The sequence below is a fragment of the Enterovibrio norvegicus FF-33 genome (assembly GCF_000286835.2).
Classification (GTDB): domain Bacteria; phylum Pseudomonadota; class Gammaproteobacteria; order Enterobacterales; family Vibrionaceae; genus Enterovibrio; species Enterovibrio norvegicus_A.
On record NZ_AJYD02000038.1, the window covers coordinates 368656 to 381952 of the forward strand.

Sequence of the window (13297 nt, forward strand, 5' to 3'; positions counted from 1 at the left end):
GAAATGATACGTCTCATTGCACTATTTAAGTGATCAAAATCACATTAATAGGCAGGCGTTTGCTCTTAAAATGATTCCCCATACAACAACACTTGGAGCAAGCATGCGAGTTAGCATTCAAGACGCGATTGCAGCCCTACCCTCACCACTCAAAGAGGCTATGGAACAACTCTGCACCTCGCCAGATTTTGACGCGACAATCAGTGCCCAAGACTATGAAAACCTACTCAAGCTAACGGGCTTAGCAGACAAAGGCCTGCGTGTTGCCATGCTGCCTATCGCTGCGGCTTACTCTATCGCCCCTATTTCAAAGTTCTATGTTGGCGCGATTGCTCGTGGCGCGTCGGGTCGTCTCTATTTTGGTGCGAACATGGAATTTGAAGGTGTGCAGCTCAATCAAGCGGTACATGCCGAACAATCTGCCATTAGCCACGCTTGGTTGAAGGGGGAATCTGCGCTTAAAGACATCACCATCAACTACAGCCCATGTGGCCACTGCCGTCAGTTTATGAATGAGATCAACGGTGCGGATACACTAAACATTCAACTTCCCGATCGTGAAGCCAAGTTATTACACGAATATCTGCCAGAGCCTTTTGGCCCGATTGATCTCGGTATCGACCAGCCACTGCTGGTTCCTGTTAATCATGGTTTAACGGCCGAGGAAGACGATGCACTTATTCAGGCTGCTGTCAGCGCAACGAATCGCAGTCATGCACCGTATTCACACAATTTGAGCGGTGTGGCTATCCGTGACAATAACGGGCAGATCTTCTCAGGTATGTACGCAGAAAATGCCGCGTTCAACCCTAGTCTTCCCCCGTTGCAAGTCGCGCTCATCGCCATGAACTTGGCAGAAGTAGCATTGAAAGACATCCAAGAAGTTGTTTTGGTGGAAAAAGCCAATGCCGTGATCAGCCACTTGCAAGATACACAAGCGGTTTTGGAGGCCCTAAACCCAGACATTCCGTTGGGTTATTTGGCCATTTAATGCCCAGTTGATGCGTTTATCGTCATAACATTGAAAAACGCTGGGTAACGCCGGCGTTTTCGTTATACCCCGCAGACAAAGTTCGCTACTATCACGTCACTTTTCCTAATTTCTGTACACGCATGAGCCAATCTCACAACCCCGTTCTTGGCGCTTCTTGGATGCTCACCGCTGGCGTATGCTTTGCGATGATCAATAGCCTTGCGCAATATGTCAGCTTCAAAATGCAACTACCTTCCACCACGGTTGCGTTTGTTCAGTACTTTATTGCGCTGATTGTGATGATCCCTTGGCTGAGAAGCATGGGCATTCGCCAAGCACTTAAGACCGACCATCTCGGCATGCACTGTTTACGCGTTTTCTTCTCAGTCATTGGTATCCAACTTTGGCTATGGGCACTCGCTTATCCCGTTCCGATTTGGCAAGGCATTGCGTTACTGATGACCTCCCCACTGTTTGCCACAATTGGTTCAGGCCTATTTCTGGGTGAGCGAGTAGGCCCTGCCCGCTGGCTTGCTACATTGAGCGGTTTTGTAGGCGCAATGATCATTCTTGAGCCTTGGTCAGACGATTTTAGCTGGGCAACCATGCTACCTATCGGTGCTGCGTTCTTCTGGGCAACTTATTCCTTGATGGTTAAGAAACTGTCGCACAACGACTCACCCACCACCATGGTCGTTTACCTGCTATTGCTCATCACGCCGTTTAACATCTTGCTAGCGATACCAGATTGGACAATGCCAAAAGGAGAAATGGTGTGGCTTATGCTGCTTGGTGCAGGCCTGCTCACTGCTGTTGCTCAATGGGCTATCGCCAAAGCGTATGCCGCTGCGGATGCGTCATTCGTTCAGCCTTTTGACAATGCCAAACTGCCTTTGAATGTGTTGTTCGGATTTTTGGTGTTTGGTTGGGTCCCGCCGGGTCGCCTTTGGTTGGGCGCTGCGATCATCGTCGCTGCGGTGTTCTTTATTACCCATTGGGAAACGCGTAAAGCTAAAAATAGCTAATACGACTTTTTGTCGTTTTCCGCCGCCTTTTTAGGCGGCGGTACTTCTATCGACCACTTATCACTGCTAAGCATTAATCACCCCGTCATCGTCAACCCGTCGCCAATAAACACTCACTTAGTTCATTCTTCCTAAAACCTTACAAACCACAAAGGCAAACGCTTGCGCAAACGATTGCTTAAGGTAAAATCACCAGCAGTTATTTGCATTGATGGAAGATAATCATGATTGGTACAGCAACTCGTCCGGGCGCCACACGCGTCCTGCTGTTGGGCTCTGGTGAGCTAGGTAAAGAAGTAGCGATTGAATGTCAGCGTCTTGGCATTGAAGTCATCGCGTGTGACCGTTACGCGGATGCACCCGCGATGCAAGTTGCGCATCGCAGCCATGTCGTCGATATGCTCGATGGCGATGCGCTTGCAGCCATCATTGCCCAAGAGAAACCAGATTACGTGGTGCCAGAAATCGAAGCCATTGCCACTGATCGCCTCGTTGAGCTTGAGAAATCCGGCGTGAATATCGTCCCTACCGCTCGCGCAACCCAACTCACCATGAACCGAGAAGGCATTCGTCGTCTTGCCGCAGAAGAACTTGGTGTGGCAACCTCCCCGTATGCCTTTGCTGATACCTCAGAAGCGTTTCACGCGGCAATTGAATCTGTTGGTATGCCGTGTGTGGTTAAACCTGTTATGAGCTCTTCAGGCAAAGGCCAGAGTGTTGTGAAGACCAATGCTGACATCGAAAAAGCGTGGAACTATGCACAAGAAGGCGGTCGTGCAGGGCGTGGTCGCGTTATCGTCGAAGGCTTTGTTGATTTTGACTATGAAATCACCCTTCTTACCGTCAGTGCAATAGATGGCATTCATTTCTGTGCACCCATTGGCCATCGCCAAGAAGATGGTGACTACCGCGAATCATGGCAACCTCAAGCGATGAGCGTAAAAGCCCGTCAGGCAGCCGAAGAACTCGCAAAAAAAGTGGTGGCGGCATTAGGCGGTTATGGCTTATTTGGCGTGGAATTATTCGTAAAAGGCGATGATGTGCTATTCAGCGAGGTGTCCCCTCGTCCACACGATACCGGAATGGTAACGCTGATTTCGCAAGACCTTTCTGAGTTTGCTCTTCACGTTCGCGCGTTCTTAGGTTTACCTATCAATGCGATTAACTTGTATGGCCCTTCGGCATCTGCCGTGGTGTTAGGAGAAGGCAGCTCAAACAACATTGGTTTTGATGGTCTTGCACAAGCACTACGTTACCCTGATACCCAAGTCCGTCTGTTTGGTAAGCCGGACATTGATGGCCGTCGCCGTCTTGGTGTGGCATTGGCAAGAGACACAGATACCAATTCAGCAGTGCGTAAAGCCGTTACCGCAGCATCTGCCATTCAGATTGATTTTTGATCTCGATTAATCTGTTTAGCGCTACATCTAATCGGACAAAACGAACCTAGATTGGCGCTGCCGAAATAAACCAGCCACCCAATGGGTGGCTGGTTTTCAATGAGAGAACGTCAAGCTTTCTTGTTTTATTTCGACTCGATCATCCACACTTCTTCTACGAAATACGAAGCCGCTTGCCCTTTCGGTGGGCGATCGCTGTTTTCATCTCGTGCTAACTGCGTAATTTTATAGCCGTCATACAGTGACATCACCTCTTCCGCCGTCACACTAAAAGGAGGGCCATCCATCTGATCTTGTGGGTAATCCAATGTCACTAACAATATTCGACCACCTGGTTGCAGCAAAGAAAGAAGCCTATCAACATATCGCTGTCGCATGCTTTGGGGCATAGCAATCAGTGCTGCGCGATCGTAAATCAACGGATAGGTGTCTAACGGCGCGGTAAAATAATCACCGCTGTAAATGGAGACCTCATCAAACTGATAAAGCTTCATGATAGGGCTGATCGCCGTCACCAGCGGCGTATAAAGGTGCTCTGAGAAAAACGCACGCACGGCGATCTCACTCAATTCCACACCCACCACGTCATCATGTTTTGTCGCCAGCCAGCCAAGATCCACTGACTTTCCGCACAGAGGGACAAATACCGCTTCTTCGCGTTTTGGGGTTAATGCTGCCCAATATTTTGTCAGCAGAGGGTTCGTGTCGGTAAGGTGAAAACCAATACGATTCTCCGCCCAGCGGCTATGCCAGAATTCCTGATCCATATCCAGATCTCATTATGTATTTCCATTGTGAGGCCATTTTAACAACGCCGTCAGGCCACATAAACTGATTTTTAAACCGATAAGATCATCAATATTCGTGATCACCGTCTCGATGTTCTCTTCATTCCTATTGTTTTTTGATAAATATATAACTACTGTATGCCTATACAGTATTGGATATACACACAGGACTTTGAGATGAAACAATCATATGCAACGCTTCATGCGGTATCTCATTCAGACCATTCTCGCTCTGCGGTTCGCCAGCATTACGCACGTATTGCGGCAGGCTCTAGGAGTTTTCATGAAGCTGACTCAAGTACCCTGTCGGCTAGCAGCACAACGTCGGGAAACCTGGTGCCAGTTAGCGTATATCAAAACAATATGAGTGAATTGGCCTACCTGCTTCGTTTGTTGAAAACGCATAGCAGCAGCCAAAAATGGATCACCTTGATTGCACCGCCTTCAAATTTTTGTTTATCCCTTTTTCAGCAGGCTGGCATTCAAGCATCTCAAATCCGTATTGCAAGACCAACAGCCACTTATGATGCGGCAGCGCTGATGCAAAAAGCGATGGCGTCAGACACATCATCCGCGGTTATCGCATTTGGTGATTTTCACGATTTCGAACAAGCTTCAATGCGCTGCGAGGATCAACGAGATTCGGCGAAAAGTATGTTTGCACAAGGTTTCGTGATTAACGGATTGCCCGAACACCTGCACTAAAGCTGTCTTCAAAAATTACTGCCTCGCGGTATTTTGTGTATTAAATGCACTCAATGCCGCGAAACCTTTCCTATTTCAAGACATCTTGTGATTCTTCAATCGCATCCAATAAATTAGCAATCATTAATCCCATTTCTGAACAAATGCTCCCTATAAGTTCTTAACTATAATGACCCACTTCTGAAGTAGATTTTGTGGGCATTATTTTGGGCAAAAAACTGGACTTGAAAGCGCTAACGGCGCTAGTGATTGGCTCAATGATTGGCGCTGGTGTATTTAGCTTGCCGCAGAACATGGCTGCTATTGCGAGCCCTGCGGCCGTGACGCTAGGCTGGGCAATCACAGGTTTTGGCATGGTGTGTTTGGCTCTGACCTTTCAAGAACTCATCGTCAACAAACCGGAAGTGACGGGGGGGGTATTTGGTTATGCCCAAGCCGGTTTTGGTGATTTATGTGGGTTCTTCTCTGCTTGGGGATATTGGCTCAGTGCCGCCGTGGCGAATGTGTCTTATTTGGTGATAGTTTTCAGTACGCTGGGGCTTTTCTTCGACACCAGTTCGTTAACCCTATTTGGAAATGGCAACACGCTACTTTCCATTGGCTTGTCATCAATACTCATCTGGCTTGTACACACCTTAGTGTTACGCGGGGTGCAAACCGCAGCTATCGTCAACTATGTCACCACTATCGCCAAACTTATTCCCATCATCATTTTTATCGTCGCCGCACTGATTGCTTTCAAATGGCATACCTTTACGTTCGATTTCAGCGGCAGACAAATCGCCAATGAGCCCAGCTTATTTGATCAAGTCAAACAAACCATGCTGATCACTGTGTGGGTATTTATCGGTGTGGAGGGTGCGGTAGTGGTATCCAGCCGCGCTAAAAACCGAAAAGACGTTGGTCGTGCCACCATCCTTGGGTTACTCACCTGTTTGTTCCTCTATGTGTCTGTCACGTTGCTCGCTATGGGTGTGGTATCGACGCCAGAACTCGCTAAATACCCAAACCCTTCTACGGCAAAAATACTCGAAGCGCTGATCGGCAAGGCTGGGGTTGTGATTATTGGAGCCGGTTTGATTATATCTGTGTGCGGGGCTTATCTAAGTTGGACCTTACTGGCCACAGAAACGCCTTATAGTGCGGCAAAAGAAGGTATGTTCCCCAAGTGCTTTGCCGAAACCAACAGTAATGGCGCGCCAACACGTTCACTATGGCTAACCAGCTCTGTCGTACAACTTTGCCTGATTTTTATGTATCTCATTGGTGGCGGGTATGACGATCTCCTCACCATCGCGTCGGAAATGATTCTGGTGCCCTATTTACTGGTTGGCAGCTATTTGTTCAAGCTCTCTTATTCAGAACTGAGCAGTACGAGAGTACGGATTATATCAACACTGGCGACGGTTTATGGTGTGTGGCTGCTTTACGCGTCTGGCTTACACCACCTATTGTTAGCGGCGCTTTTGTATCTTCCTGGCATCGCATTTTACATCTATGCAAAACGTGAGGCAGGCCAGCCTGCTTTTGAGGGAAGAAACAGAATTCTGTTGGCATTGGTGATTGCAGCAGGTTTGGTGGCTGTCTATCTGCTTGTGAAAGGTGTAACACTGTAACTGCTGAATTTTCAAACAATGTGTTTCAGGCAATACGGTTTTGCTTGTTGTGCTGATTTCTCAAACTACGCCATCTTTTCAGTAAGAGATGGCGTTTTTGTCTTCTAGAAAATAGCCTGAAGCTAGAGAGTAACCTGCAAAATGTCTCGCTCTTCTTGGAATTGAACGATCTCTACCTGTGTTTTCCGACGAATTTTTTCTAGCTCATTGGCATCGAGGGCATATGGCAGCATGATATTAAGCGCTTCAATATGCTGCTTTTTGGCTTCTTCAATCAAAGTGATAAGGTTTGAAACATCGCTGTAAAGCGATGACAGTGAGTGACTAACCTCGACAGTAAATGCCTCGCTAGGAAAGCGGCAACCTTCATCACTGATTACACTTGTGTTCCGACGTCGCCAACGTGCAATTTGCACTCTCAGCACTTGAAGAAATGTCCAGTGCTCCCGACTAGACTCGCAGAGAAAGTGGGTATAATCAAAATTCACTACGCTGCTGGTTTGATTTTCACTACCGCCAAAATATCCTGTCATCGCAAATCCTGCTGCTTTGTTTTATTGGATACATTCCCAGATAACGCCGAGACCACAACTCTGTCACCACCAACTTTCAGCATCTAGATGACTGTTTAGACACTTCAAACAGTCATCTAGATTTGCAGACAACATGACGAAAAACCGTCGAATACTGCGACAATGAAATTCGTTGGTGCATGTTCAAATTACAACCCACTATATGCATTTTTCGAGATTAGTCTCGCAAATAAAGTAGAAGTTTGGGTTGGATCAGCGTTTCATTTTAGCTGCCTAGAAATACAACTAAACTCGGCTACACCATTGTAACAGGCGATTAAATTTTGGCTATTTTTGACTACAAAAAAACCAGCTCGAAAGCTGGCTCCAAAAACCCGTGAAACGCAGAGAAATTTAAAGTGCTTTGTAGAGCACTTTGCTTCCCATTTGTAGGCGTTCAACCACACCTTCTTCAGCCAGTTTCTTAAGGCCAGCAGAAGCCCAAGATGCTGCCTTAGATTCTTCCTGACCTGCTACCAAGCCAATTCCTTTCGGATTGATACCTTCAGCATTCTGACGAACGATGTCGAGAATTTGCTGTTGTTTTGGCGTCAGCGACGCGTTTACAACCGCTTTGGGTGCGGCGTCGGTTTTTGGTTCAACGACTGCTTTCGCCGCTGCGACGACTTTCACTGGCTTTTCTTTTTTCAAAGACGCCACTGAAGCAGACTTCACTGCTTTAATGTGTTTTTGAAGTTTGCCTTGAACTTTACGTTTATGAGAGATTTTCATTAAATCGTCCTACTCCGATGCACTGCGTTAAGCATCCCCTGAATACAGCAGGGTGAAAAACAAAGCGCGTTTTATACCAAAATCCGGATGGGTTTTATAGCGCTAACCGTGTTTTCGGGCAAAAGTTGCGCCAACTGTCGGAAAGTGTTTATCTTTTTGTTTGAAATATAAACAGCGCGTTTATCGCACTCCCGCTACCAAACGGCGTATTATGTTAAGCAACCGTTCATCAAGTGATCGCACTATGCTTTGAATATGTATCGATAGGAGGAAGCACAACAAGGTGAAAAGACAATTGCTTATCTATCCTCCTCACCAACATATTGGTAAGTACTTTACGATCGCTGTCGTTGCGCTGGTGATGATTGTGCTTGCCGTTGTTATTTTGAACCCTCAGATTAACCTTGCCCCAGCCTTACTTGGTCTGAGCTTGATTGGCGGCCTCGGGGTGTACATTTCGCGGATTATTGACCAACAAAATCTGTCGTTTTCGTTATCCGAGATGCACCTCCAACATCACACGCCAAAAGGCGGGTGGAGCGTTAGATGGAGAGACATTCGAGAAATTGGAATCCCCTCTGTTTCTCAAGAAGGCTGGCATCAACCTATGCCTTGGATTGGTATTCGGCTAAAAGACTACGAACCCCTGCTGGACGGCATCAGTTTTCGACTGGCCAGTCATATTATTATGGAGCAACGCAGTTTACTGTTGGTGGCCTATCGCCGATCAGAGTCTCCGCCCAACACCAAACTTGAAGACATGATGTTTGACGATACGCCCTATGTCAGCGCGAGTGGGAAAGTCTACAAAGGCTTAGTGGCAATGCTCGCTAACAGAATGAAATATACCCGCGAGTTATTGGGTTTTGATGTCTTTGTAAGTGAAGACCTGTTGGATAGACCGTTGGAGGATTTTGTTGGGTTAACACGACAGTATTTGGCTTCTGCGGGCAGAATGCCCACAGAGACCACAAATATAGAACGGTGATTACTTACCAAATAGGCATGCTGTCTGCAACGTAAGGGTTTTGCTGGCGCTCAACACCAAAGGTAGATGTTGGACCATGACCAGGAACGAAACGAATGTCATTGCCCAGCGGGAACAGTTTGTCTTTGATCGAACTGATCAGTGTCGCGTGATCGCCTTTGGGGAAATCCGTCCGACCGATGCTGCCGTTAAACAACACGTCACCAACCCAAGCCAGACGATCTTCATCGCTCACAAATACCACATGACCCGGTGTATGGCCTGGTGTGTGAACCACATTCAATGTGCTATCACCAATAGTGACGCTGTCGCCATCATTTAGCCATTGATCGGGCTCGAATGACTCGGTGCGCGCAAATCCAAACATTTCACTTTGCTTCGGTAATCCCTGCAGCCAAAACGCATCCTGTTTTTCTGGACCAATCACAGGCACTTTATAAGCCTCTGCAATATCAACCGTGCCACCGACATGATCAAGATGACCATGGGTAAGCAGAACCTTGGTGACTTGGACGCCCAGCTCATCAACTTTGGCAATCAATTTAGCCACATCACCACCGGGATCAACCAACGCAGCTTCTTTGGTTTTATCACACCAGATAATTGAACAATTTTGTTGGAAAGCGGTAACAGGAACAATCTCGAACTTCAAAGCCATAATACAATCCGTATAAATGCGAAAACGCCCAAAGCATACCACGCTCTCCCGCGGATTTTCACGCTCTCGTCATGGTCGCCTCGCAAATAGCATGCCCTTAATTCGGTACTCACTCACTGGCACTAAACGCCTATTGTCATTCCCTTGCCATCAATATGACATCGGGATGTCACCGTATTGACAACATTCTTTCATCCAAACCCAGTAGCCTAACTTTCGTAGAGTGACTTATTTTGATCATTAGACGGAAGACTATGACTCCAATCTCAGTGCGTACTCTGTGGATTTCAGATCTCCACTTGGGCAACAAAGATTGCAAGGCTAAATATCTGTTAGATTTTCTGCAAAGACATGAAGCAGAAACCATCGTTTTAGTTGGCGACATCGTGGATTTCTATTCGATGAAATCAAGCCGACATTGGCCAGAAAGCCACAGTGAGATTCTCTCACTCCTCATCCATCGGGCTCATACAGGTTGCAGGTTGATTTATGTTCCGGGTAACCATGATGCGGCCATCCGAGACTATCTTAAATTCGATTTTGGCCGTATCGAAGTTCGTGCACGATTTATCCATGAAACCGTTACCGGAAAACGAATTATCGCCGTACATGGCGATGAATTTGATAGCGCAGTTTGTCATAGCCGTTTAACCGAGATAGCGGGCTATATCGGCTACGACTTTCTGCTATTTCTCAACCGAGGATGGGCATGGACAAGACGTAAGCTTGGCTTTCCCTATTGGTCGCTCGCTTCTTACATCAAATCGAAAGTTCAATCCGCCAATATCGCCATTGCGCGCTTTGAACATGCTGCAGTGCAATATGCACAGAGGAAAAACGCTGATGCCGTTGTATGTGGACACATTCATCACCCAGACATTAAAACACTGAATGGAACGCTATATCTCAATGACGGTGACTGGATTGAAAGCTGCACTGCGTTAATTGAACAACATGAAGGCACGATTCAGCTTATTCGATGGACAGAAAAGCCCGAATTACTGGCGGAATCAACAGCGTTCGCTGACCACACTAAATGGACCATAAATACAACAAACGGGGACGCCTCAGATCGAGATACCGAAGCCGCGTAGTCACATACAGTAAGGACGCCCATGTTTAATATTGACGATGTTATCACCCATCATTACCCCACCTTGGCGGAAAAGCCTTGGATCGCCCGACCGGTTTCATCCACACTTCGACGCTTACTCCACCAGCAAGCTTTTCATGATTTCGGCCACAAATATCCTTACCTCAAGGGCTTTGAGTTTATCGAACAGGTCTTGGATTATTTTCACTTTAGTTATTTCACCAGCGACCGAGAAAAAGAGCGCATTCCCGACTCTGGACGAGTGATTATCATTGCCAACCACCCTATCGGTTCGCTTGATGGATTAGCGCTACTCAAGCTGGTGAGAGAAATCCGCCCTGACGTTAAAGCCGTCGCCAATAACCTGTTAATGCAAATTGGTCCTCTTCACAATTGCCTGCTTCCGGTTAATAACATGTCGGGTAAAACGCCAAAAGAAAACTTACGCAAAATTGATGAATGGCTAAACAATGAGGGTGCATTGATCATCTTCCCCGCTGGCGAAGTATCGAGACTAGGCCCAACCGGTGTTAAAGACATCGACTGGCACAGTGGCTTCTTGAGAATGGCGACAAAAGCTAAGGCGCCGATCCTTCCCATTCACGTTGATGGCCGAAATTCTGCGGTTTTTTATGGCGCGTCGATGGTTTATAAGCCGCTTTCAACACTATTGTTGGTCAATGAAATGTTTGGGCAAGAGAACAACAACATCACCTTTACCATTGGCGAAACCATCCCTTTTTCAAGCTACAGTACCAGCGCAAATTTACCGTACAAAACACGAGTAAAGCTTTTTAAGAAGCACCTTTATAACATCGGCAAAGGGAAAGCCGGTCTCTTTCCCACGGAGTCTGCCATTGCCTCGCCAGAACCTCGTCTCACGCTAAGAAAAGAACTTGGAAACAGTGAGCGGCTTGGCGTTACGCCTGACGGTAAGGAAATCTACCTGTACCGATACAAAGATGAATCTTCCGTGATGCGAGAAATCGGCCGATTGCGAGAAATAGCATTTCGCGCCGTCGGTGAAGGAACCGGTCAGCGGCGTGACATCGATAAATATGACGAGCACTACTTTCATTTGGTGCTTTGGGACCCCACCGTGATGGACATTGTTGGCGCTTACCGTTTTTGTGATACCCAAGCGGTCATTGCCCAGCAAGGTATTGAGTGCTTATACACCCACACTTTGTTTGACTATGACCAAGGCATGACGCCCTTCCTTGATGCTGGGTTAGAACTGGGGCGAAGTTTTGTTCAGCCTAAGTATTGGGGCAAACGCAGTTTGGAATATTTGTGGCTGGGGATCGGCGCATTCTTGACTAAGCATCCACACTATCGCTACTTGTTTGGCCCAGTTTCCATCAGTAATGCCATGCCACATGCTGCCAAGGAGCTTCTCATCTTCTTCTATCGCACCTATTTTGGTGCCACGAACAAGGTCGCACAGTCTAAACAGCCATTCAATTTAGACACCCAAAAAGAGCATGAATTGCTAAGTCATTTTTGCGGTAACGACTATCAACAAGATTTGAAAACATTGAAAGTGTTGCTCGATAACCTCGGCACAGGCATTCCCACACTTTACAAACAATATGGTGAGCTTTGCGAACCCGGTGGTGTGCAGTTCTTGGATTTCGGTATCGACCCAGATTTCGCGAATTGTATCGACGGATTAGTGATGGTGGACATGACCAAACTCAAAGAGAAAAAGCGCCAGCGCTATATCCGAGCTGACCAAACCATAGCGAAATCAAAAGAAAAAGAAGCAGAAGCAGAAGCAGAAGCAGAAGCAGAAGCAGAAGCAGAAGAAGAAGCGATAAACGTCTAGCCGAAAAAAACAAAAAAGGCGCTAGCTCGAAAGCTGCGCCTTAATCTTTCACTGAGTAGCCTCCACAGAGGCTTGTTCAGGGAAATCTATTACCACGTTCTTACTGGACCAGTATCAATGTGGACAAACCCACTATTGGGGTAATAGCCAACGCCGCCCGCTTTGAGCGATCGCGCCGCATTACGAATATCTGCCAATGGCACGCCTTCAATATAGAAATCGAGAGCCTGCCCCGTCATGTGGTAACTTTTCTTCGCTTGACCGCCACCATTTTTACGCAGCATTTCATTCGTCGCCGGTGAACGATACCCTGAGATCATGGTAATCGGATTCTTCGCGCCGACCTGCTGATAAATCGCGGTTAGCTGATCGTATAACTTCTCATCCATATCTGTAGAAACGTTTCTGCGGTGATCACGACACAAATTGTTCAGCAGTTTCAGTTCATCTTCTAGATACTTTTGGCCATTAAAATAGCAAACATTAAGGTGTTCGCCGGTGTTTATGCTTGTCATTGCCAATTCGCGTGGCTCACCAGACGCCAAAGGCAACGCGAATGCAGCTTTTGGCAACGAAGCCGCCACAATACACGCCGCACCGCCCAGCAAAAAGCGGCGACGTTGAGTATCCAAACCGTCCATAAAGCCCACTATTTCCCAAAATAAAAACTCAAAAAAAAGCCGCTCTCTGCTTTGACTCAGCAGTTCAGAGCGCTTCAAACATTTTGGAATTTAACGGCAGAAGAAGCAGGAATCAAACGGTCAAGTGTCTCTAAAATGAGCGAAACGCTGTAAAAAATACCGCTTCGTGCTGATTTTAAGTTGGTTTTTATCTTTGTCAGCGAAGTGTAAAAATATGTAATTGTGGCGTAGGTCTCAACTGACCTACGCTATCACACGGGTTCGTGTTACCCGCTTTT

General features: G+C 46.9%; 13 protein-coding genes. 8 read left to right on the forward strand and 5 right to left on the reverse strand.

The window, feature by feature from the left end:
- Nucleotides 1–103 precede the first annotated feature (103 nt).
- The 3 genes from cdd (at nt 104) to purT (ending at nt 3398) form a co-directional block, all read left to right on the forward strand.
- On the forward strand, nt 104–991 hold the full coding sequence (gene cdd, locus A1OO_RS09915; RefSeq protein ID WP_017002924.1) for a cytidine deaminase: 888 nt from the start codon (nt 104–106) through the stop codon (nt 989–991).
- A gap of 122 nt (nt 992–1113) precedes the next feature.
- Nucleotides 1114–1998: a DMT family transporter gene (locus A1OO_RS09920; RefSeq protein ID WP_083248045.1), complete on the forward strand. Its 885-nt coding sequence runs from the start codon at nt 1114–1116 to the stop codon at nt 1996–1998.
- Nucleotides 1999–2222: 224 nt separating this feature from the next.
- Nucleotides 2223–3398: a formate-dependent phosphoribosylglycinamide formyltransferase gene (gene purT, locus A1OO_RS09925; RefSeq protein WP_016962320.1), complete on the forward strand. Its 1176-nt coding sequence runs from the start codon at nt 2223–2225 to the stop codon at nt 3396–3398.
- A gap of 125 nt (nt 3399–3523) precedes the next feature.
- On the opposite strand, the gene A1OO_RS09930 is transcribed toward purT, so the two are convergent.
- Complete coding sequence (locus A1OO_RS09930) at nt 3524–4165, reverse strand: thiopurine S-methyltransferase (RefSeq protein WP_017002925.1); 642 nt, start codon at nt 4163–4165, stop codon at nt 3524–3526.
- Between the two features lie 198 nt (nt 4166–4363).
- Between A1OO_RS09930 and A1OO_RS09935 the strand changes: the two genes are divergently transcribed.
- Both A1OO_RS09935 and A1OO_RS09940 read left to right on the forward strand, forming a co-directional pair.
- On the forward strand, nt 4364–4891 hold the full coding sequence (locus A1OO_RS09935) for a hypothetical protein (RefSeq protein ID WP_017002926.1): 528 nt from the start codon (nt 4364–4366) through the stop codon (nt 4889–4891).
- A 194-nt stretch (nt 4892–5085) separates the two neighbouring features.
- Nucleotides 5086–6507, forward strand: a complete 1422-nt coding sequence (locus A1OO_RS09940; RefSeq protein WP_017002927.1) for a basic amino acid/polyamine antiporter — start codon at nt 5086–5088, stop codon at nt 6505–6507.
- Nucleotides 6508–6629: 122 nt separating this feature from the next.
- Here the strand turns inward: A1OO_RS09940 and A1OO_RS09945 are convergent, their stop codons facing one another.
- Both A1OO_RS09945 and A1OO_RS09950 read right to left on the reverse strand, forming a co-directional pair.
- A complete protein-coding gene (locus A1OO_RS09945) occupies nt 6630–7040 on the reverse strand; it encodes a hypothetical protein (RefSeq protein WP_017002928.1) in 411 nt (136 codons plus the stop codon).
- A 393-nt stretch (nt 7041–7433) separates the two neighbouring features.
- On the reverse strand, nt 7434–7811 hold the full coding sequence (locus tag A1OO_RS09950; protein ID WP_016962326.1) for a hypothetical protein: 378 nt from the start codon (nt 7809–7811) through the stop codon (nt 7434–7436).
- A gap of 283 nt (nt 7812–8094) precedes the next feature.
- Between A1OO_RS09950 and A1OO_RS09955 the strand changes: the two genes are divergently transcribed.
- Entirely contained in the window at nt 8095–8799 is a 705-nt protein-coding gene (locus tag A1OO_RS09955) for a DUF2982 domain-containing protein (RefSeq protein WP_017002929.1), read from the forward strand.
- Between the two features lie 4 nt (nt 8800–8803).
- On the opposite strand, the gene A1OO_RS09960 is transcribed toward A1OO_RS09955, so the two are convergent.
- The gene (locus A1OO_RS09960; protein ID WP_017002930.1) at nt 8804–9457 is read right to left on the reverse strand and encodes an MBL fold metallo-hydrolase; all 654 of its coding nucleotides are present in this window, start codon (nt 9455–9457) and stop codon (nt 8804–8806) included.
- Between the two features lie 254 nt (nt 9458–9711).
- Here A1OO_RS09960 and A1OO_RS09965 point away from each other — a divergent pair, with 254 nt between their 5' ends.
- Entirely contained in the window at nt 9712–10551 is an 840-nt protein-coding gene (locus A1OO_RS09965) for a UDP-2,3-diacylglucosamine diphosphatase (RefSeq protein WP_016962332.1), read from the forward strand.
- Between the two features lie 21 nt (nt 10552–10572).
- The gene (locus A1OO_RS09970; protein WP_017002931.1) at nt 10573–12378 is read left to right on the forward strand and encodes a GNAT family N-acyltransferase; all 1806 of its coding nucleotides are present in this window, start codon (nt 10573–10575) and stop codon (nt 12376–12378) included.
- A gap of 89 nt (nt 12379–12467) precedes the next feature.
- On the opposite strand, the gene A1OO_RS09975 is transcribed toward A1OO_RS09970, so the two are convergent.
- Nucleotides 12468–13019 (reverse strand): DUF882 domain-containing protein, encoded by a 552-nt coding sequence (locus A1OO_RS09975; RefSeq protein ID WP_016962335.1) that lies wholly within the window; start codon nt 13017–13019, stop codon nt 12468–12470.
- Nucleotides 13020–13297 lie beyond the last annotated feature (278 nt).